The organism is Actinomadura rugatobispora, from assembly GCF_042656285.1.
Lineage (GTDB): Bacteria > Actinomycetota > Actinomycetes > Streptosporangiales > Streptosporangiaceae > Spirillospora > Spirillospora rugatobispora.
This window is the reverse complement of the sequence record NZ_JBHSON010000067.1, coordinates 1-21,961: the sequence shown is the minus strand read 5'-3', so window position 1 is coordinate 21,961 and position 21,961 is coordinate 1. Positions and strand designations below refer to the sequence as shown.

Here is a 21,961-nt window from a genome sequence, read left to right as displayed (position 1 = left end):
GATCTCCACCTCCCTCAGCTTGTCGGAACGCCGTCACGGTAAGCGGAACCAATGGGCCGTGCGCGAGGGGCGAAGGGTTGACGGGCTAAAAGTCTGACCTTTAGGTTCGGAAGGGCCCCTCGAGGGGCCCTTCCGGAGGAGGCGCGGGTTGACCGTCCACGAAGCCCAGATCGGCCGCTACTACGAGGACTTCGCCCTCGGCGAGGTGTTCCGGCATCCGTTCGGACGCACGATCGGCGAGAGCGACAACACCTGGTTCACGCTGCTCACGCTGAACACGAACCAGAACCACTTCAACGCCGACTTCGCCGGACGCTCGCCCACCGGCAAGGTCATCGTGAACTCGGGCCTGACGGTCGCGCTCGTGCTCGGCCTGTCGGTGATCGACATCAGCCAGACCGCGCTGCTCAACCTCGGCTGGACCGACATCAGGCTCACCCATCCGGTGTTCGTCGGCGACACCCTGTACGCCGAGTCGCTGATCACCGAGATGCGCGAGTCGGCGTCCCGGCCGTACGCGGGCATCATCACCGCCCGTACCCGCGGCCTGAACCAGGACGGCGACGAGGTCGTCTCCTGGACGCGGACGGTCATGGTCTACAAGCGCGGCGCTCCCCACGACAAGAACTACTTCCCAGCGGCCAAGAGCGGGCCGATGACGGGATGAGGATCACCTACGGGCCGTGGGGCGAGACCTTGGCGGAACTGGTCGCCGCCGCCCGGGCCGCCGAGGAGGCGGGAGCCGAGGCGCTGTGGCTGCCCGAACTGCACCGCAGCGCCACCGTCTCCGCCGCCGCCGTCATCGCGGGCACCGGCCGCGCCCAGGTCGGCACGGCGATCGCGCTGGCCTTCACCCGCAGCCCGATGACCACCGCGCTGGAGGCCCTCGACCTCGCCGAGATGTCCGGCGGGCGGTTCGTCCTCGGCCTCGGCACCGGCGTGAAGCGGCTCAACGAGGACTGGCACGGCGTCCGGTGGGAGCCTCCCGCCGCGCGGCTCCGCGAGACCGTGGCGATCATCCGGCACTTCGCCGCGCACGCCGGATCCGGCGAGCCGATGACCGTCGAGGGCGAACTGGAAAGCCTGCGCGTGCGCGGCTACCGGCGCCCGTTCCCGGCGACCCGCTTCCCGCTCTACCTCGCGGGGATGGGGCCGGTGATGACGAAGCTGGCCGGAGAGATCGCCGACGGCTGGATCTCGCACGAGCTGTGCTCGCCCGCGTGGCTGCGCGAGCGCGCCCTCCCGCTGCTGCGTCCCGGCGTGGACGCCGTCGTGTCCGCGGCCTGCTCGATCGATGTCGACCCGGCCGAGGCGCGCCGCCGCGCGGCCGGGCTCACCGGCTTCTACGCCTCGGTCCGCAGCTACGCCGGCTTCTTCGCCTTCCACGACCTCGCCGCCGAGCAGGAGGCGGTGATCGAGGCGTTCCGTTCCGGCGCCGGCGCCGCCGGTCTCGCCGCCGCCGTGCCCGCTCGGATGGTCGACGCGCTCACCCTCGCCGGCACCGCCGACCAGGTCGCCGAGCGCATCGCCGGCTACGCCGGGCACGCCACCACGATCAAGCTGACGCCCCCCGTCCACGGGCTCGCACCCGGGGAGATCCGGACCGCGCAGGCCCGGATCATCGACCTGATCAAGGAGCTGCCATGAGGCCGCTGGAGGACGTGCGGATCGTCTCGCTGGAGCAGTACGGCGCCGGACCGTTCGGCTCCCTGCACCTGGCCGACCTCGGCGCCGAGATCATCAAGATCGAGGACCCCCGGACGGGCGGCGACGTCGGCCGCTACGTCCCCCCGTACGCCGAGGGCGAGGACTCGCTGTTCCACGAGGCGTTCAACCGCAACAAGCGCTCGGTGCCGGTCGACCTGACCACCGAGGCCGGGCGGACGGTGTTCGAGGAACTGGTCCGGATCTCCGACGCGGTCTACTCCAACCTGCGCGGCGACGTGCCCGCCAAGCTCCGCATCACCTACGACGACATCAAGCACATCAACCCGCGGATCGTGTGCTGCTCGCTGACCGGGTTCGGGATGACCGGGCCGCGCGCCGAGGAGCCTGGCTACGACTACATCCTCCAGGGCCTCGCCGGGTGGATGCACCTGACCGGTGAGCCGGACGGGCCGCCCGCCAAGTCGGGACTGTCCCTCGTGGACTACTCGGGCGGCTACGTCGCGGTGCTGTCGATGCTCGCCGCCCTGCACGCCGCCCGCCGCGACGGCGTAGGCATGGACTGCGACGTCTCGCTGTACGACACGGCGATCTCGATGCTCACCTATCCGGGCGTGTGGCACCTCAACGCCGGGTTCACCCCGTCCCGCACCCGGTACTCGGCGCACCCGTCGCTGGTGCCGTTCCAGAACTTCCGCGCCAAGGACGGCTGGCTCGTCGTCGGCTGCGCGAAGGAGAAGTTCTGGCGGCGGCTCACGGCGGTCCTCAACCGCTCGGAGCTGGCGGACGACCCGCGCTTCGCGACGTTCGCCGACCGCCAGCGCAACGCCGCCGAACTGCTCGGCCTGCTGGAACCGCTGTTCCTGGCCCGGACGGTCGCCGAGTGGCTGGAACCGCTGTACGCCGCGTCCATCCCCTGCGGGCCGATCAACGACGTGGCCGCCGCGCTCGCCGAGGAGCACACCGCCGCCCGCGGGCTGATCGTGGAGACCGACCATCCGCGCTACGGGACGGTGCGGAACCTCGCCTCTCCCGTCCGTGCCGGTACCGAACCGCCCGCCTACCGCCGCGCCCCGCGGTGCGGTGAGGACCTCGCGCACGTCACCACCGAGGTCCTCGGCTTCACCGAGGAGCGCGTCGCCGAACTCACCGCCGCCGGTGCCTTCGGGCCGGAGCGCGCCCCATGACCGTCGCCCGCGACCTGGCGGGATGGGCGCTCGGGCTCACACTCGACACCGTTCCCGAGCCCGTGCGCCGGGCCGCCGTCCGGCACATCCTGGACGGGCTCGGCTGCGCGGTGGCGGCGGCCCGGAGAGGAGCGGCCGACGCGGCCGTCCTGACCGCGCGCGAACTGGGCGGAGGGCGCCCCGAGGCGAGCATCATCGGGCAGCCGCGCGGTGCGGTACGCGTGACACGCGCGGAGGCGGCGTTCGCCAACGGCGTCCTGACGCACGCACTCGACTTCGACGACACCCACGCGGGCGGGCTCGTGCACGCCTCCGCGCCCGTCGTCCCCGTCGCGCTGGCCGAGGCCGAGGCGCTCGGCCTCGGCGGGCCCGACATGCTGCTCGGGACCATCGCCGGGCTGGAGGCCATCTGCCGGCTCGGCGCCGCCGCACCGCACGGCTTCCATGCCCGCGGTCTGCATGCCACCGCCGCCTGCGGTGTCCTCGCCGCCGCGCTCACCTCGTCCCGGATGCGCGGGCTGAGCGCCGACGCGACCGTTCACGCGCTGGGCATCGCGGGCAGCCAGGCAGGCGGGCTGCTGGAGTTCCTCAACACGGGAGCGTCCACCAAGCGGCTGCACCCCGGTTTCGCCGCGCGCGCCGGAGTGCTCGCCGCGACCTTGGCGTCCCATGGCGCGACCGGACCGGACACCGTGATCGAGGGCGAGTACGGCCTGTACGGAGCGCTGCTGGGCCGTCGCGTCGAGCCGGCGGCGATCACCGGCGGGCTCGGCGAGCGGTGGGAGCTGACCCGGATCACCGTCAAGCCCTATCCCGCCTGCCAGCTCATGCACGCGCAGCTTGACGCCGCCCGCGAACTCCACGGACTGGAGATCGCGGATGTCACCGCCGAGGTGCATCCCGACGCCGCGTCCATCGTCTGCGGGGACGGCAAGGAACGGCCGCGCACGTCCTACGACGCCAAGTTCAGCCTGCCGTGGAGCCTCGCGGCGATGATCGTCGACGGTGCGGTGACCGCCGCGACCTACGACCGGATCGACCGTCCCGAGGTGCTCGACCTGGCCGCCCGGGTCCGTACGGAGGTCGCCGGCTACGGTGGCGCCGCCGCCGACCAGCCGGGACGGCTGCGCGCCGTCACGCCCGGCGGCCGGGAGATCCTCGCCGAGGTACCGCGGAGCGGCGGCGGACCGGACGACCCGGACATCGAGCGCGCCGTCCGGGACAAGGCGTGCGCCAACCTCGGTTCCGCGGACCATGTGGACCGGATCCTCGGCCTGCCCGGCTTCGCGTCGGTTCGACCGCTGCTCACCGTTCTGGAGGAAGAGTGACCGTTCGCCTGTCCGCCTGCACGGGGACGATCGCAAGCGCGTACGAGAGGGCCTTCGCGGCGCTGGCCGAGGCCGGCGCCGTGCCGGGCGACGTCGTCCACGTCATCGAGTACGCCACCGCCGCCGCGCTCGGGTCCTACGCCGGCGTCGAGGCCGCGCGGCGGGCGGCGCTCGGCGACCACCGCGTGCCCGTGGCGACCGTGGCCGTGGAAGCGCTCCCCGGCGGGGAGGACCTGGCCGTCGAGCTGACCGCCCACCCCGGTGGCGGTGAGCTGATCGAGGCCGCCCCGGACGACGGCATGCACCGCGGCGGTCTCCGGATCGCCGGCGGCATCGTCTACCTGCCGAGCGTCCATCCGCGCGGCGGCGACTTCCGCTCCCAGTACCGGCAGTGCCTGGAACAGGCCGCCGACCTGCTGAAGGCCGCCGGGCTCGGCCTCGGCTCGCTCGTGCAGACGATCGACTACACCGCGAGCGCGACCCGCGCGGAGTACCCGCGCTGCGGCCGTCCCCGCAAGGAGCTGCTCGGCACCGAGGACGGCGTGTTCCCCGGCGCGGCGGGCATCATCGTGGACCGGCCGGTGATGCCGGGCGCGATGGTGTCGCTGGACGCGATCGCCTCCACCGCGAAGCTGCGGACCGTCAACCCCGGCTGGAAGCGGTACGACACGCTCACCTACAAGCCAGGGGTGGCGGCCGGCGACACGCTGTTCCTGTCGGGTTTCGGCGCGCTCGAACCGGCCACGCAGAAGAGCGTCTTCGACGGCGACCTGCTCGCCCAGGCCGAGTACACCTACGCGTCCATCGCCGCGACGCTGCGGGAGGCGGGCCTCGGCGACCGGCCTCCCTACGGGAGCGTGGTCAGGCTCGTCGAGTACATCACTCCCGCCGCCGTCGAAGGCTACGACCAGGTCGCCGAGATCCGCCGGACGTACTTCGGCGACGCGCCCGCGCTCTCGTCGCTCGTCTGCTCCGCGCTGCTGCGTCCCGAGTTCCTGATCGAGGTCGTCCCCACGGCGGTGCTCGCGTGAGCCTGCTGACCGAGGAGATGCGGGCGCTCATCGGACGCGAGGTCGTCTACACGGCGCCGGAAGAGCTCGGCCGCGCCTCGATCCGCTACTTCGCCGAGGCCGTCGGCGACCGCAACCCGCTCTACACCGACGACGCGTACGCGCGCGAGCACGGGTACGCGGGCGTGATCGCCCCGCCGACCCTGATCTTCGAGACGAACCAGTACACCGGCCTGCGCCGCGGCGACGACGGCTTCGCCGGGCACACCTGGCATCTGGACGTCCCCGGGACCCGGCTGGTGCGCGGCGGCAACACCTACGAGTTCCACCGGCCCGTCCGCCCGGACGACGTGATCACCGCGACCTGGCGGATCAGCGACATCACCGAACGGGTCACCGGCCGGGGCCAGGCGATGCTCGTCGTGACCTCCAGAGCCGACTACACCGACCGGCACGGCGAGCGGCTCGCCGCCAACGAGGAGACCCTGATCTACGTGGAGATCGCATGACGGCCGTGGGGGACACGGTCCCCGAACTGGTCCGCCGTATCGAGCTCGCCGACATGGTCGCCTACGCCGGCGCGACCTGGGACTGGCACCGCATGCACTACGACCCGGCGTTCCTGGAGCCGCGCGGTCTGCCCGCCCCCGTCGTCGACGGCCAGGTGTTCGGGGCGCTGCTCGCCGAGCAGGTACAGGACTGGCTCGGTCCGTCCGCGCGGCTGACGAAGCTCGGCTTCCGGTTCAAGAACCTGGTGTTCGCGGGCGAGACCGTCCGCTGCACCGGAACGGTGACCGCGACCGGCGGCGGCCTGCTGACCATCGAGCAGCAGATCGAGGTGGTGGAGGACGGGCGCGTCGCCGTCGCGCCCGCGGGCTGCGAGGTCCGGCCGTGACCGTCGCCATCGCCGGCGTCGCCGAATCCGACCTCGGCGTCACCGGAGCCTCCATCCTCGGGCTCCAGGCACAGGCGATCACCCGCGCGCTGGACGACGCCGGGCTCGCGCTCGCCGACGTCGACGGCATCGCCACCACCGGGGTCTCCCGGTTCTCCGCCACCCAGATGGCCGACTACCTCGGGATCCGGCCGTCCTGGACGGACTCGACGTTCGCCGGCGGATCCGCGTTCGAGATGTTCGTGGCGCGGGCCGCCCAGGCGATCGAGGCGGGGCAGTGCCGTACCGTCCTCATCACGTTCGCCTCCGACCAGCGATCCGCGCGGTCGCGTTCGCTGAGCGGTGCCGTCGAGGCGCACACCCCCGAAGCGATCTTCGAGTCGCCGTACGCGCCGCTGTACCCGATCTCGTACTACGCGATGGCCGCCCAGCGGTACCTGCACACCTACGGCGCCGCCCGCGAGCAGCTCGCCGAGGTCGCCGTCGCCGCCCGCGCATGGGCGCTGCTCAACCCCAAGGCGTTCCGGTACGGCAAGGGGCCGATCAGCGCGGCGGACGTCCTCGCCGCGCCGATGATCTCCACACCGCTGACCACCGCCGACTGCTGCCTGGTCACCGACGGCGGTGGCGCGATCGTGCTCACCTCCCTGGAACGGGCGCGCGACCTGCGCCGGCGTCCCGCGCTCGTGCTCGGCTACGGCGAGTCCACGACCAACACCGGCATGACCACCGCCGACGACCTGCTGCGGCCGGGCTCGTTCGACTCGGGGCGCCGGGCGTTCGCGATGGCCGGGCTGACGCCGTCCGACGTGGACGTCGCCGAGGTCTACGACTCGTTCACGATCACCGTCCTGCTGACGCTGGAGGGTCTCGGCTTCTGCGCACCGGGCGAGGCCGCCGGGTTCGTCGCCGGCGGCCGGATCCGTCCCGGCGGCGACTTCCCGCTCAACACCAACGGGGGCGGCCTGTCCTACTGCCATCCGGGCCAGTACGGGCTGCTGCTGCTCGTCGAGGCCGTCCGGCAACTGCGCGGCGAGTCCGGTGACCGGCAGGTCCCCGGCGCCGAGATCGCGCTCGCGCACGGTACCGGCGGCATCCTGTCCAGCCACGCCACCGTCCTGCTGGGAGCGGACCGATGATCGAAGACGAGTGGTGGGACGCCACCCGGGAGCGCCGCCTGGTCGTCCAGCGATGCCCGTGCGGGCATGTGCAGCACTACCCGCGCGAACTCTGCACCGGCTGCGGCGGTACCTCCCTCACCTTCGCCGACACCTCGGGGCACGGCACCGTCGACTCCTTCACCGTCGTGCACCGCGCGCCCGCGCCCGACCTGGACGTGCCGTACACCGTGGCGCGGGTCCGGCTCGCCGAGGGCCCGATCATCCTCACCCATCTGGACGGCCCCGGGCCGTGGACCTGCGACGAGCCCGTCCGGCTCGGCTGGCGGCCGCTCCCGGACGGCCGGAACCTCCCCGTCTTCATGAAGGAAGCCCGATGGACTTCGAACTGACCGAGGAGCAGCGGCTCTTCCGCGACACCCTCCGCGACTTCGTGAACCGCGAGATCCGTCCGGTGGTCCGGGAATGGGAGGCCGCGGACCGGTACCCCGCCGAGATCGTCGAGACGATGAAGGAGCTCGGGCTGTTCGGGCTCACCGTTCCCGAGGAGTACGGCGGTCTCGGCGTCGACATGGTCTCCTTCGCCCTGGTCTTCGAGGAGATCTCCAAGGGCTGGATGGGCATCGCCGGGATCCTCGGCAGCCACTCGCTGTCCTGCTGGATGATCGCCAGGCACGGCACCGCCGAGCAGCGGGACCGCTTCCTGCCCGACCTGGCCGCCGGCCGCCGCCGTACCGGCATCGGCCTCACCGAGCCGGGCTGCGGCACCGACCTGCAGGGCATCACCACCACCGCCCGCCGCGACGGCGACCACTACGTGATCGACGGACGCAAGACGTGGATCACCAACGCGCGCCATGCCAGCCCGCTGCCCGTCCTGGTCAAGACGGACCCGGCGACCTACCCGGCGCACCGGGGAATGTCCGTCCTGCTGGTCGAGGACGGCTTCGAGGTGCTGCGCGACCTGCCCAAGCTGGGCTACAAGGGCACCGAGTCCTGCGAGATCGTGTTCGACGCCGTCCGCGTCCCGGCGGGGAACCTGCTCGGAGGGGTCGAGGGACGCGGCATGCAGCAGGTGCTATCCGGCTTGGAGACCGGCCGCATCAACGTCGCCGCCAGGTCCCTCGGCATCGCGCAGGCGGCCTACGACGAAGCCCTGCGGTACGCGGCGCGGCGGGAGGCGTTCGGCCGGCCGATCCACGACTTCCAGGCGATCCAGCTCAAGATCGCGGAAATGGCGATCAAGGTCCAGGCCGCCCGTCTCCTGGTCTACTGGGCCGCGTCCCGGGCCGACGCCGGCGACCGCGTCGACATGCAGGCCGGAATGGCCAAGACCTTCGCCAGCGAGGCCGCGATCGAGTGCGCCCTGACCTCGATGCAGGTCCACGGCGGCTACGGGTACTCCAAGGAGTTCGCCGTCGAGCGCCTCTACCGCGACGCGCCGCTGATGAGCATCGGCGAGGGCACCAACGACATCATGCGCACCGTGATCGCCAAGGCGCTGACCTCCGGCAAGGAGACGGTCGGGTGACGACCACCTGGCTCTACGTGCCGGGCGACCGCCCGGACCGGCTCGCCAAGGCCCTGCGCACCGGTGCCGACGAGCTGATCGTCGACCTGGAGGACGCGGTTCCCGTCGCCGCGAAGGAACGCACCCGGGAGTCGGTCGCCGGCTGGCTCCGCTCGCTGCCCGCCGACCGGCCGGCCGTCACCGTCCGCGTCAACCCCGGGGAGCTCGGCCACGCCGACGTCCGGGCGATCGCCGGTGCCGGCCTCGACGGCCTGTGCGTCGCCAAAGTCGAGAGTGCCGGCGAACTGCGTACCCTGGACATCGTCCTCACCGGCGCGGGCATGCCCGGCCTTCCGGTCGTCCCGCTGCTGGAGTCGGCGGCGGCGGTCCTGGCGGCGCCGGAGATCGCGGCCGCGCCGCGGGTCGCCCGGCTCCAGCTCGGCGAGGCCGATCTCGCCGCCGACCTCGGTGTCACGCCCGGGCCGGACGAGTCCGAACTGCTGTGGGCCCGGTCCCAGGTGGTCGCGGCGTCCGCCGCGGCCGGCCTGCGCCCCCCGATCGCCCCGGTCTCCACCGAGTTCCGTGACCTGGAGGCGTTCCGCGTGACCACGCTGCGCCTCAAACGGCTCGGATTCCGTGGCCGTGCCTGCGTTCACCCCGCCCAGCTTCCGGTCGTCGCGGAGGTCTTCACCCCCTCGTCCGCCGAGCTGGATCGGGCCCGCGCCATGCTGGCCGGCTACGAGGCCGCGCTGGCCGCCGGCTCCGCCGTCTTCGTCGGCGACGACGGCCGCCTCGTCGACGAGGCCGTCATCCGTGCCGCGCGCGAGCTGCTGGCCTGAGGCCCGGGGCGCCGACGCCGCGCTTCCAGAGAGGTCCGGCACCGGACTCCGGCCGGGCCTGCCGGTGCCGATGACTCTGTCACCCCATGCCTGGATGAGTCCGCCGAGTCGAGCACGGCGCAGGACGCGGATGCCGTCGACGCCAAGCCGTTCAGTGAATGCAGGGCGGTGTATTCATGATCGAGAACGTAGGCCGGCCGCGGCCGCAGGGAGGATGACCGGAGTCGCGAGGTGCTCCTCCAGCCGAGTGGCCATGGAGTTACACGGGGGATGGCTGCCCCCACACCCGCCCCGGGCGCGATATCACAAGCGTTAGGTGACGGCTCCTAGGAGGGCGGGGGATCGATGAAGACGTCCCGGTCAAGGCGTGACCTGTCCAGTTGGGCGGTCAGGGTGGCGAAATCGAACGCGTCCACAGCGGCGGTCGTGCCGGTGAAGACGGCTGAAGCGCTACCTGCCGGAACGACCACTTCCGCGGGGACCTGCAGCACCTGGTTGTCGCTGCTCAGCTTGATGGTGAGGGGCACATCGGTAGTGGTGCCCAAATGGATTGTCCCTTGGAACGTCTGACCTCCGTACAGCGGCCAGGGTATTTCGACGTCCTTGATACCCGGCCGTACGCGAACGTTGAAACTGCGGCTTCCGACGCCCTCGATGTCTGCGGTGACAGTGGCATTGCCGTCAATATCGTAGGGCGCTGAAAACTGGAAGTTCAGTGTGCCGCCGACCCCTTCGTTCAGCGTCCGGGAACTGGGAAGGTCGAGCCGCGGGTTGTCCGAGGAGAAAGTGACTTCCACGCCCCCGTGCGGGACGGGGTTGGGTAGGTTGAGGGTCATACCGTATGCGCCGCTCCCGTACATCTCCTGCGGACCGGTCAGACTCCAGTCGCCAGGGTCGTAGGTCCACGCCCGTAGTGCGATTACGGAGGACCTGTTCTGGCCCGGTAGTTTGGCGGTGACGGTGACGTTGGCGTCCTGTGGAATACGGACGGTCCTGCCGAAGGAGCCTGCAGTCCCCAGAGTTCCGCTTTTTATGGTGATGGACGTGGGCAGTTGGAGCGCGTCGTTGTCGCTTTCCAGCGTGATGGTGATGCCGCCTTCAGGGGCGGTGCCGTTCAGGCCCACGTCGAGCCAGACGGCATCGCCGCTTATGACGGAACTGGAGGTCGACAGGAACTTCAGGCCGGGCTGGAGTTCAAGCGGTCGGCTGAGTTCCTGGCCATGCAAGGTCGCGGTGACGGCGACGTTGAACGGTCCGTAGATGTAGTCCGGTTGATGCGTGCCGATGGGAACGGTGGCCTCGGTGGCACCGGCCGGGACGGTGACGCTGTGCGGCACGCTCACCCATGTCGGGTCCGCGGAGGCCAGTGCCACGGTGACGGCCCGGCGCGACGCGCAATCCAGCCGTACCTTGCCTTGTGCCGCAGCGCCCGAGTGCACTTTCTCGCTCGGCAACTCCAGGCCGACGAGTGCCGGATGGCAAGCAGGCGATCCCCGCATCTCGGCATTGGCCGGCATTATGAGACCGGGGTATCCGATGACGAGTGCAACGATCGCGGTCCGGATGAGGCTCCGCAACCCCTTGACCTGATACAAGCCACGTCCTTTCATGACGTTCGGCGGTTGTACGGCTCAGTGGAACCTGACCCGACGTTCGGGGGGCCCGGCGCCGGCCACGGCCGCCGAACGATTCCCACCTGCCGGGGAGGGGCTACTTGTAGACGGCTTTGAAGGTGAGGCCAGGGCCTTGTTGACCCGCGTAGGCGGATCGGCCGAGGTAGAGGTAGGGGCCGCGGTATTTGGCGTCGTTGACGGTGGCACCGGGTGAGGTGACGTCGTAGCGGCGGATGTAGATGCCGGTTCCGGTGACCTTGATCTGCAGTTTGGCCAAGGTGCCGGTGACGGGGGCCTTGGTGTTGATGCTCTTCAGCAGGACGGTCCTGCTCGGCTCCTTGCGGTAGAGCTGGAGTTGGCCGTTCTGGCGGAGGATGAGGTTGTATCCGGCGTTGTGGGGATCCGCGGCGGCGTCGGTGAAGGCGTGGTCGCGGTCGGCGGAGAAGTAGACACCGCCCCCACGTGTCTTGTCGGCTCCGAGAGCGGTGAACTTCATCCAGACGCGCAGCTCGTAGGTTTTGGGAACCGGTGAGGCCCAGCCCTGGCGGACGAACATCGGGTAGCTGCCGCGGGGCACGCCCCACCAGTCGGGGGCGGTGAAGGAGCCGCGGTCGGGATGGGCGGCGGCGAGCCGGTTGGCGGCCTGCACCTGGCCGAGGTGGCCGTACCACCAGTTCTGGGTGGCGAACGGGTCGCCGGCACGGCGGTAGCGGGCATGGTCACCGCGGGCGTAGGTGGGGTCGTCGCTGTCGATGCCGCGGACGCCGAGGGCGTAGAGCTGGTCGCGGCGGTAATGGCGGTTGACGTCGTAGCAGGTGACGACGAGTCCGGCGGTCACGTACTGCTTGATGGTGCTGTCGGGCAGGCCCTGCCACAGGGAGACGCGGTCGATGCCGTCGGCCTTGATGGCTTCCGGGGTGTCAATGGCGGCCTGCTGCGCGTTTCCGACGATGACCTGGACGGTGAATCCGGCCCGGCGTGCCAGGACGGCGTCGGAGCGGGAGAAGGTCTGGACCTGGACCGTGTTCTGCAGACCGCGTCGTGTGAGCGTGTCGATGGTGAGCCGCATGGCGGCGGTGTCCTTGGGGTGGGCGAGCAGCGGCTTGAGGCCGGCGTAACGGTCCAGGAGTTCGTTCAGCAGCAGAGGATGGGTGTCGGCGGCGGTGCCGCCGAACCAGGAACGCGGGTCGATCACCAGTTTCTTGAACGCGGCGCTGTCGAGATCGGTGACCGGGCCGGTGGATGTGGAGATGCGGTCGACGGTGGGGTCGTGCCAGACGGCCCCGGCGCCGTCCTTGAGTACCTGGACGTCGAATTCCAGCATGTGCGAGTCGGGGTCGGCCACGCCCCGGTCGAATGCTGCCGTGGTGTTCTCCGGGGCGAGAAAAGCGCCTGATCCCCGGTGTGCGATCACGAAGCGTTGCGGGAGTTCATTGATGCGTGCCCGGGTGTACGCGGATGCGTTTCCGTCAGTGCTTTGGGCGACGACCAGCAGGGGTGACAGGCAGGCGGCGACGACCGCAACGGATGTGAGGCGCACGAACGTGGAGTGTAAGCCGGTGGCTCCAGTTCAAGGGTGGCCGGCACCGGCCGGTTTGAATTGTTATCGAGCCGACAGCCGGGATGGCATACCTCTTTTCCTGACTCCTTGATCGGCAACTTGGTTTACCGGTGGACACACGATTGGTCATGTGGCCTATGTCACAAGATCGCCCTCTGGGGAACTTGATCACTGCTTGATACGTTCACGCTGCTCAAGTCGGATCCTGTCGCTTGGGCTTCATGTTCTGTTCTCCTTGGTGGGGGTGCAGTGTCCGCAGTCGATGGGATCCCGAGTCGCTTCGCACGCACTCGCCGGACTAGCCGCAGGTCGGTCGCCTTCCTGCTCGTCGCCGGTATTGCTGGCGCCTTCTTGCAGGCCGCCGCCACAGTTCCGGCATTCGCCGAAGCAGGTCCTCCGGCGCCGCCCGAGGGTTCGGAGGCGGCGGCCGGCCTTGAGGCGGCGAGAACGGGGAAGCCCGTTGAGGCGACGGCACTGCGCACGGAAACCTCGACGACCTGGGTCAACCCGGATGGCAGCGCCAAGCTGGAGGTGACAGGCCTTCCTCAGCGTGTACGGCGCGCGGATGGGTCGTGGACTGGAATCGACCTCACGCTCAAGCGGCGCTCCGACGGCGCGTTGGAGCCGGTCGCGAGTCCGGCGAAGGTGGCATTCTCCGGAGGAGGCAGCGGGCCCCTCATCTCCTTCACGGACCGCAGCGGGCTTCGTTCGATCCAGCTCGGCTGGACGAGAGAGCTGCCCGAGCCGACCGTGAACGGCGCGACCGCCACCTATGCGTCAGTGCTTCCGGACGTGGACCTGAAGGTCACGGCGACCGTGTTCGGCTACAGCGAGGTTCTGGTCGTCAAGACCGCCGAGGCCGCCAAGAACGCAGCGCTCGCCGAGATCCGTTTCAGCACGCGGACACAGGGTGTGTCGCTGCGTTCGGACGGCCACAACGGCGTCGACGCCGTCGACGAGGCAGGCCGGCGGATTTTCCACGCCGGATCGCCGAGGATGTGGGACTCCGGTGGTGCGGCACCGGCGCAACGGTCGGGCACCACGGTGTCGGCCTCGGACGAGCCCGCGGTCGAGATGCCCACGAAGATCGGGCCGGACTCGATCAGCATCGCTCCGGATCAGCGGATGCTCACGGACCCGGCCACCAGGTTCCCCGTCTACATCGACCCCGACTTCACCGAGGGCCGGAATCACTGGGGCTACATCGACAAGGCATATCCCAGCAATGTCTGCTGGGACAACTCCTGCAAGTACAGCGACGGGGACCCGATCCCGCCCAGGTCGGGCAGCTATAACGGCGCGGGGCCGATCCGCTCGCTGTTCCTCATGGATGTCGACCCACTGCCCAAGGGCTCCTTCGTCGGGCAGGCGGTCTTCTCCATCACCGGTACCTGGACTCCGGACTGGTCCTGCACGGCCAAGCCCGACGTGGAACTGTGGCAGACCTACACCGTCAACGGGAACGAGACCTGGAACAACTTCACCGGATCCGACCATTGGCTGGTCAGGCAAGACGTGCAGAACGCGTCGCTGGGCCATGACAACTGCGGATCGAAGTCGCTGGAGTTCAACGCGCTGGCCGCGACCCGGCGCGCGGCGGCGGGTGGATGGAACAATCTGGCGCTGGGGCTCAAGGCACCCAGTGGCAGCGAGGACAGCAACAGTTCCTGGATGCGTTTCAAGCTCGACCCGAAGCTGACCGTCTACTACAACCAGCGCCCGAACCAGCCGTCCCAGCTCAAGGTCAATGGCAAAACGTGTTCGGCGACCACGTGGCCGCTGATCGGGAAGATGTCGGGGCGTCAGGCTCCGGTGGTGTCGGCCATCGGCACCGATCCTGACGGCGCCAAGGGGCAGAAGCTGACGGCAATGGAGTTCGAGTGGGGAACCTACGACCCCGCCACCAAGATCATGACGAAGGTCGGTGCCCCGCACGACACGCATGATGACGACTCGGGCCGAACGTGGCAGACCGCGATTCCTCAGGATCTGTCGAAGAGCCTGAGCGACGGGACGTACTACGTCAAGGCTCGCTCGTACGACACCTGGCAGACCGATGAGCAGGGCGTCAGCTACTGGAGCAACCCCTGTTACTTCAAGGTCGACACCGCGGTGCCCGACGAGGTCGTCACCATCACTCCGGTCGCCGGCGAGGGGGAGACGGCGCCTGTGTACGGGGCGGACACCTGGGGCGGCGGTATCAACCGGGCGGGATGGTTCGAGATCAAGGCTCCGCAGGTCGGGACGACCAACGACGTGGCCTATTACCAGTGGTCACTGGGCAGCGACCAGCCGACCAACCGGGTCACCGCGGGCACCGACACCGACCGCACCGCCCGGATCAGTGTGACGCCCGCGCAGTTCGGCCCTGCCGTTCTGTACGTGAAGGCATACAGCCAGGCCGGCAACACTGGGCACTCGCTGTTCTCCTACACCTTCAATGTGCAGGCCCCCGATTGTGGTGAGGGCGCTTACCGGCCGTGCCCGCAGATGAGCGCCGGTTTCTGGACGATGGGGGAGGGGAGCGGCGGGGTGAGCCAGGACATGTCCGGCAAGAACCGTCCGCTCATGTTCGGCGCTCCGGCCTTCTGGGCGGAGGGCCGGCCCGGCTTCGGCAAGGCGATCGGCTTCGACGGCCTTGCCGCATGCGGTAACACCAGCACCCAGGTCATCTCCTGCCCGAACAACCCAAGCGCCAAAGTTCCCGTGATCCGCACCGACCAGAGTTTCACGGTCTCGGCGTGGGTCAATCTGAAGAGCCTGCCCCGGCACAACATGGTCGTGGTGAGCCAGTCCGGCAACCATGGCCCCGGGTTCTCGCTGTACTACAAGTACATCAGTGACACCGAGAGGTACTGGTCATTCCTCATGACCAAGACCGATGCGCTGCCGTCCGATCCGAACTACGAGGCGCGCCGGTCGATATCCAATGGCGAGTATCCGGCGCAACAGGGAGTGTGGACCCATCTCACCGGGGTCTATGACTCCAACGAGGGCACGCTCAGCCTGTACGTCAACGGCAGGAACGTCGGAGAAACCGATGTCGTCGACCCGAACGGGTTCCGCCCGAACTGGAACGCTGTCGGCAGCGTTCAGGTCGGGCGCAATTGGTACAACGACAAGTACACCGACTACCTGGACGGCTATATCCAGGACGTCCACATATACCCAGGAGCGTTCAACGGGACGCTCGCGGGCCTGGTGAGAGCGGACGCCAATCCCAACGTGCGGCTTCCGCCGACCGGCTCCTGATTGTCAGCCGTAACGGACGGCGGGGTCGGTAGGGATGCCCGGCCCGCACCGCCGATAGCACGACCGTGTCCCGTTCAGCGTTCTCGATGCGTGGATTTTCCTCGGAGGAAACGTGCGTGGCTGGCTGAGCAGTGCCTGGTGGTCGGGGTGGCGTAAGGTCCTCCTGGCCTCGGTTATCGCGCTTGCGTTGCTCGCGGAGTTGCTGGCGACGACGCCCGCCTCGGCCTATCCCACACCGCGCGGTGACCAGCGTCCCAAGACGCAGCAGCAACGTCCGGTCAAGACGCGCAAGGTACCGGCGAAGTCATCCAGGATGAAGACCTCGAACGGCCATCGACCGGTGGTGACCGATCGGGGACCGAAAGCCGGCAAGGCCGTCGTCGAGATACCCGAGGCCGCCGAGGCTGACCGGCAGCCGACGGCCCAGCGGACGACTCCCGTGGTGCAGGCCGGTGACCTCCCTGTCTGGATCGGCCCTGGGCAGCCACCGGCCGGGCAGCGCGCCGGCACACCTGCTCCCGGAGCGCGGCCGGAGAAAGTGGACGTCGAGGTCCTCGACCGGAAGACCGCGGACCGAGCGGGCGTGCAAGGCGCTCTCATCAAAGTGGGTGCCTCCGCGACCGCGCTGTCCACCACCACATCCTCAGGCGCAAGTTCGATCTCGTTGCAGCTCGACTACTCCGGATTCCGCAGCATGGGAGGCGCAGGCTGGGCACAGCGCCTCCGGCTGGTCAAGATGCCGGACTGTGCGCTGACCACGCCCGACCACCCGCAGTGCCAGCCGCAAGCACTCCCGCGGTCCCGCAACGACGCGCATTCCAACCGGCTGAGCGCGGACGTTGAACTCGCCCCCGCGGGCGGGGCACCCGTGCTGCTGGCGGCTGTCGCCTCGGTGTCCGGGGCGGCGGGCGACTTCTCCGCCACGCCGCTGTCAGCGTCGGCGACCTGGCAGGTGTCTCCCCAGTCCGGAGCGTTCTCCTGGTCCTACCCGGTGCGGACGCCTCCGTCGTTGTCCGGTCCGACACCCAAGATCGGCCTTTCGTACTCCTCGTCCGCGGTCGATGGGCGCACGTCGTCGACCAACAACCAGACCTCCTGGCTGGGTGAGGGCTTCGACTACTGGCCCGGCTACATCGAACGCAAGTACAAGGCGTGCCCGGACGACGGTCACACCGGCAACCCGCCGCCGGGCGACCAGTGCTGGGGCGGCGACAACGCGACCATGTCGCTCAACGGCTCCGCCACCGAACTGATCAAGGACGAGGACACCGGGGTCTGGCGGCCGAAACTCGATGACGGCTCCAAGATCGAACTGCTCACCGGGGCCACCAACGGGGACGACAACGGCGAACACTGGCGGGTGACCGTCGCCGACGGCACCCAGTACTACTTCGGCCTGAACCGGCTCCCCAAATGGGCCCTCAACAGCCCCGAGACCAAATCCACCTGGACCGTCCCCGTCTCCGGTGACGACACCGACGAGCCGTGCAACAGGTCTTCCGGGTTCGCCGACTCGTTCTGCGACCAGGGCTGGCGTTGGAACCTGGACTACGTGGTCGACCCGCGAGGCAACGCGATGTCGCTGTGGTACGGCACGGAAACCAACTACTACGCCAAGAACAAGGTCACCAAGCCCGGAACCCTCTACATCCGCGGTGGATACCTCTCCCGGATCGACTACGGTCAGCGCAGCGACACCATCTTCTCGGCGAAGGCCCCCCAGCAGATCGTCTTCGATGTCCAGGAGCGCTGTTTCAAGGCGGCGACCGAATGCGTCGACAGCAAGTTCACCGAGGCCAACAAGGCGAACTGGCCCGACGTCCCGGTCGACCAGCATTGCGCCAAGGACGCCACGTGCACCAACAAGTTCGCACCCACATTCTGGACGCGCAAGCGCCTGGCCGCAATCACCACCCAGGTGCTGAACGGCACCACCTACAAGCCGGTCGACACCTGGACCTTCGACCAGTCCATCGTCGCCGCCGGGGACACCTCGGACCCGTCCCTCCGGTTGAACGGCATCACCCACACCGGCAAGGCGACCGGCGCCGGCGTGACGGGCGGTGCCGTCAGCCTGCCGAAGATCAAGTTCGGCTACAGCCAGATGCCCAACCGGGTGGACGGCATCGGCGACGGCCTGCCCGCGTTCATCAAGTGGCGCCTCACCGGCATCGAGAACGAGCACGGCGGCGCCACCAACGTCACCTACTCGGACGTCGACTGCGCGGGTTCGTCGCTGCCCGCACCCGCGAGCAACACCCGGCTGTGCTTCCCGCAGCGCGTCACCCGCCCGGGGGCGACCGATCCCAACGACCTGATCACGGACTGGATGCACAAGTACGTGGTCAAAGAGGTCAACAACGCCGACTACGTCGGCGGCGCGCCCGCCGAGGTCACCCAGTACCAGTACCTCGACCAGCCCGCCTGGCACTACGCCGACGACGACGCCCTGGTCCCGGCCCGCTACAAGACCTGGTCGGAATGGCGCGGCCACTCCAAGGTCCGCACCCTGCACGGAGCTCCGGGCACGATGCAGACCCGTACCGACTCGCTGTACTTCCGCGGCATGGACGGCGACCGTACCAAGGCCGACGGCTCGGAGACCCGAACGGTCAAGGTCACCGACTCCGAAGGCACCGAGATCGGCGACCGCGACCAGTTGCAGGGGTTCCTGCGCGAGCAGATCAGCTACCAGCAGGCGTCCGGCGGAGAGTTGTCCGCCACGATCAACAGCCCCTGGGAACACGGCCCGACCGCCGAACGCGGTGGCAACAAGGCCTGGCGGATCGATACCGCCAAGATCCGCACGCGCACCGCGCTGAGCACGCCCGGCTCCTACCGCCGTACCGAACTCGTCAAAGACTTCAACGACGACGGCACGGTCAAACAGCAGTGGGACAAGGGGGACATCGGCACCACCGTCGGTGACGGGGACGACCTGTGCACCAAGACCACCTACACAGGCAACGACGCGAAGGGAATCTGGGGCCTGGTCGACAGGTCGTGGACGGTCGCCAAACCCTGCGGCGAGACCCCGTCCCTGCCCACCGACGCCGTCTCCGACGTCAAGACCACCTACGACCTGGCCTACGGCGAGCAACTCAAGACAGAAGAGGTCGATTCCTACACCAACGGAACCCCGGCCTACACCACCACCTCGCGAACGGTCTACGACGGCCTCGGCCGCGTCAGCGAAACCTACGACGCGCTGAACAACAAGACCACCACCACGTACACGGCCACCGGCGGCGTGGTCACAGGGCGGACGGTCACCAACGCGCTCAACCATGCCGCCACCCAGACGCTCGAACCCGCATGGGGCCTGCCCACGCAGACCAAGGACGCCAACGGCAACACCAGCACCATGCAGTACGACGCCCTCGGGCGTCTGGTGAAGGCCTGGGGACCTGGCCGCACAACCGACAAGACACCCAACGCCGAGTTCGCCTACCAGATCAGCACCACCGCGCCCACGGTCATCACCACGAAACAACTGATGCCCAACGGGCAGCAGAAGGCCGGCTACCAACTCTTCGACGGCCAACTGCGCGCACGGCAGACCCAAGGACCGGCCAGCGGCTCAGGCCGAGTCCTCACCGACACCTACTACGACAGCCGTGGCCTGGCCTGGAAGACCAACGCTCCGTACCTGGACACCACCGGCGCCCCCGGGACCACGCTGCTCACCCCCGTACAGGACAACGCCGTCCCAAGCCAAACCCTGGTGACCTACGACGGCGCTGCACGTCCCACTGCCAGCACCCTCTACAGCTTCGCCACCCGCAAGTGGGCGACCACCACCGCCTACGGCGGCGACCGCACCACCGCCACGCCACCGCAGGGCGGCGTCCTGTCCACCACGCTCACCGACGCGCGTGGCAAGAAGACCGAGCTACGCCAGTACAAGAACGGCGTCGTCAGCGACAATCCCGCTGACTACGACGCCACCAAATACACCTACACCCCGGCCGGTGAGCCGAAGACCCTCACCGATCCGGCCGGGAACCAGTGGAAGTACGACTACGACCTGCACGGCCGCCTCAAGACGGTCGACGACCCTGACCGCGGACCGGCGCAGTTCGAGTACAACGCCGCAGGGGGCCTGACCAAGAGCACCGACGCCGAGGGCCGCGTCCTGAAGTTCACCTACGACGCGCTCGGCCGGCGCACCTTCGAGCACCAGGTCCGCGACGACGGCACCGAGACCAAGCTCGCCGAATGGACCTACGACAAGGTCGTCGGCGCCCTCGGCAAGCCTTCCGCCTCCATCCGCTGGGTGGGCGACCAGCCGTACAAGCAGGAGATCACCAAGTACGACGCCGCCTACCGGCCGCTGGAGAGCCAGGTCACCATCCCCGCCGCCGAAGGCGGCCTGGCCAAGACCTACCAGACCAAGCTCACCTACAACGCCGACGGCAGCATCGACACCCTCGGCATGCCCGCCGCCGGCAACCTCGCCGGCGAGACGATATACCACGGCTACAACGGCCTCGGCCAGCTCACCACCGTCGACGGCCTGGACGCCTACGCCCAAGGCGCCACCTACACCGACTTCGGCGAACTCTCCCAGCTGTCGCTGGGCACCCACACCTCCAAATGGGCCTGGCTCACCAACTACTACGACGACGCCACCCGCCGGCTCACCCGCTCGCGCACCGACCGCGAGAACATCGGCGCGGGCGACGACGACGTCAACTACACCTACGACCCGGCCGGCAACGTCACCAAGATCGCCGACACGCCCGCGAACGCGCCCGCCGACGTCCAGTGCTTCGACCACGACTACCTGACACGCCTCACCCAGGCCTGGACCGCCACCGACGACTGCCGGCAGAAACCCACCAAGGACAACGCCGGTCAGATCGTCGGCGGCCCGCAGCCGTACTGGCAGTCCTTCTCCTACGACCTCACCGGCAATCGCACCAAGAGCACCAACCACGACGTGGCCGGTGACACCACCAAGGACCACACCAGCACCTACACCTACGACGGCAACGGCAAGGGACAGCCGCACACCCTCACCTCGGTCACCACCACCTGGGGCGGACCCGGCGTCCCCGAGAGCGGCACCGCGCAGAACACCTACGAATACGACAAGACCGGCAACACCACCCTGCGCCAACGCGGCGGAGACGACCAGACCCTGAGCTGGGACGCTGAGGGCCGCCTGGCCAAAGTCACCGACCCCGACGGCAAGACCAGCAGCTACCTCTACGACGCCAACGGCAATCTGCTCATCCGCCGCGACGCCGACGGCAGCAGGACCCTCTTCCTGGACGGCCAGGAACTCGAACTCGACGCCTCCGGGACCGTCACCGGCACGCGCTACTACAGCCACGGCGACTCCATCATCGCCGTCCGTACCGCCAAAGGACTGTCCTGGCTCATCCCCGAACGCCAGGGCAGCGCCCAGATCGCCATCGACGCCAAGACCCAGGAGATCACCCGCCGCCGCTACCTGCCCTTCGGACAACTGCGAACCGCGCCGACCGACTGGCCGGGCAACAAGGCGTTCGTCGGCGGCACACCCGACCCCAACACCTCGATGCTCCACCTCGGAGCCCGAGAATACGACCCCGAAACCGGGCGCTTCGCCTCCGTCGACCCCATCCTCAACGCCGGCGACCCCCAATCACTGAACGGCTACGCCTACGCCAACAACAGCCCGGCCACCAACACCGATCCCGACGGGCTGATGTGCCATTCGATCGAAGGCAAGATCGAATGTTTCAACGGCGACGGCGTCAACCGCCAGCCCACCAAGGACGGCAAGGGCTACAGGGTCGTCGGCCGCCCGAACGGCTGGGCCCCCGGGTTCTATGCCCCCAGGCGCAGCTCCGGTCCCTCCGCCGCCGAGGTCCGAGCCCAGCTTCTCGAGGCCGCGGCGGCCGCCATGCGCGCCCGCGTCGCCGGCGCCCAGGCCCGCATCGCCAATGCCGCCAAGGTCCTCGCCAAGATCGCAGCCGACGAACTCGGCATCACC

15 protein-coding genes are annotated in these 21,961 nt (G+C 69.2%); 13 read left to right on the top strand and 2 right to left on the bottom strand.

Going from position 1 to position 21,961, the window contains the following annotated elements; translation table 11 throughout:
- The first annotated feature begins 148 nt into the window (after positions 1-148).
- The 11 genes from ACFPZN_RS37230 to ACFPZN_RS37180 are packed head-to-tail and all read left to right on the top strand — an operon-like array spanning position 149 to position 9,552.
- A complete protein-coding gene (locus ACFPZN_RS37230; RefSeq protein WP_378287192.1) occupies positions 149-667 on the top strand; it encodes a MaoC family dehydratase in 519 nt (172 codons plus the stop codon).
- Positions 664-1,647 carry an LLM class flavin-dependent oxidoreductase gene (locus tag ACFPZN_RS37225; RefSeq protein WP_378287191.1) on the top strand — a complete coding sequence of 328 codons (984 nt, stop codon included), beginning with the start codon at positions 664-666 and terminating at the stop codon, positions 1,645-1,647. Before ACFPZN_RS37230 ends, ACFPZN_RS37225 begins: the two co-directional genes overlap by 4 nt.
- Positions 1,644-2,852, top strand: a complete 1,209-nt coding sequence (locus ACFPZN_RS37220) for a CaiB/BaiF CoA transferase family protein (RefSeq protein WP_378287190.1) — start codon at positions 1,644-1,646, stop codon at positions 2,850-2,852. Before ACFPZN_RS37225 ends, ACFPZN_RS37220 begins: the two co-directional genes overlap by 4 nt.
- The gene (locus ACFPZN_RS37215; RefSeq protein ID WP_378287189.1) at positions 2,849-4,180 is read left to right on the top strand and encodes an MmgE/PrpD family protein; all 1,332 of its coding nucleotides are present in this window, start codon (positions 2,849-2,851) and stop codon (positions 4,178-4,180) included. The genes ACFPZN_RS37220 and ACFPZN_RS37215 overlap by 4 nt, the downstream gene beginning before the upstream one ends.
- Entirely contained in the window at positions 4,177-5,211 is a 1,035-nt protein-coding gene (locus tag ACFPZN_RS37210; protein WP_378287188.1) for a RidA family protein, read from the top strand. Before ACFPZN_RS37215 ends, ACFPZN_RS37210 begins: the two co-directional genes overlap by 4 nt.
- Positions 5,208-5,699, top strand: coding sequence for an FAS1-like dehydratase domain-containing protein (locus ACFPZN_RS37205; RefSeq protein ID WP_378287187.1), 492 nt, complete (start codon positions 5,208-5,210; stop codon positions 5,697-5,699). The genes ACFPZN_RS37210 and ACFPZN_RS37205 overlap by 4 nt, the downstream gene beginning before the upstream one ends.
- A complete protein-coding gene (locus ACFPZN_RS37200) occupies positions 5,696-6,085 on the top strand; it encodes a MaoC/PaaZ C-terminal domain-containing protein (protein ID WP_378287186.1) in 390 nt (129 codons plus the stop codon). The genes ACFPZN_RS37205 and ACFPZN_RS37200 overlap by 4 nt, the downstream gene beginning before the upstream one ends.
- Positions 6,082-7,224, top strand: a complete 1,143-nt coding sequence (locus ACFPZN_RS37195) for an acetyl-CoA acetyltransferase (protein WP_378287185.1) — start codon at positions 6,082-6,084, stop codon at positions 7,222-7,224. The genes ACFPZN_RS37200 and ACFPZN_RS37195 overlap by 4 nt, the downstream gene beginning before the upstream one ends.
- Complete coding sequence (locus ACFPZN_RS37190) at positions 7,221-7,595, top strand: Zn-ribbon domain-containing OB-fold protein (RefSeq protein WP_378287184.1); 375 nt, start codon at positions 7,221-7,223, stop codon at positions 7,593-7,595. The genes ACFPZN_RS37195 and ACFPZN_RS37190 overlap by 4 nt, the downstream gene beginning before the upstream one ends.
- Positions 7,580-8,734: an acyl-CoA dehydrogenase family protein gene (locus ACFPZN_RS37185; RefSeq protein ID WP_378287183.1), complete on the top strand. Its 1,155-nt coding sequence runs from the start codon at positions 7,580-7,582 to the stop codon at positions 8,732-8,734. The genes ACFPZN_RS37190 and ACFPZN_RS37185 overlap by 16 nt, the downstream gene beginning before the upstream one ends.
- Positions 8,731-9,552, top strand: a complete 822-nt coding sequence (locus ACFPZN_RS37180) for an HpcH/HpaI aldolase/citrate lyase family protein (RefSeq protein WP_378287182.1) — start codon at positions 8,731-8,733, stop codon at positions 9,550-9,552. The genes ACFPZN_RS37185 and ACFPZN_RS37180 overlap by 4 nt, the downstream gene beginning before the upstream one ends.
- 326 nt (positions 9,553-9,878) lie before the next feature.
- Here the strand turns inward: ACFPZN_RS37180 and ACFPZN_RS37175 are convergent, their stop codons facing one another.
- Together ACFPZN_RS37175 and ACFPZN_RS37170 are read right to left on the bottom strand one after the other, a co-directional pair.
- The gene (locus ACFPZN_RS37175) at positions 9,879-11,147 is read right to left on the bottom strand and encodes a hypothetical protein (RefSeq protein ID WP_378287181.1); all 1,269 of its coding nucleotides are present in this window, start codon (positions 11,145-11,147) and stop codon (positions 9,879-9,881) included.
- 115 nt (positions 11,148-11,262) lie between these two features.
- On the bottom strand, positions 11,263-12,579 hold the full coding sequence (locus tag ACFPZN_RS37170; RefSeq protein WP_378287180.1) for a glycerophosphodiester phosphodiesterase: 1,317 nt from the start codon (positions 12,577-12,579) through the stop codon (positions 11,263-11,265).
- A 396-nt stretch (positions 12,580-12,975) separates the two neighbouring features.
- Here ACFPZN_RS37170 and ACFPZN_RS37165 point away from each other — a divergent pair, with 396 nt between their 5' ends.
- Both ACFPZN_RS37165 and ACFPZN_RS37160 read left to right on the top strand, forming a co-directional pair.
- Positions 12,976-15,978, top strand: coding sequence for a LamG domain-containing protein (locus ACFPZN_RS37165; protein ID WP_378287179.1), 3,003 nt, complete (start codon positions 12,976-12,978; stop codon positions 15,976-15,978).
- 694 nt (positions 15,979-16,672) lie between these two features.
- Positions 16,673-21,961, top strand: a 5,289-nt coding sequence (locus tag ACFPZN_RS37160) for an RHS repeat domain-containing protein (RefSeq protein ID WP_378287178.1), incomplete at its 3' end; no start/stop codon positions are given.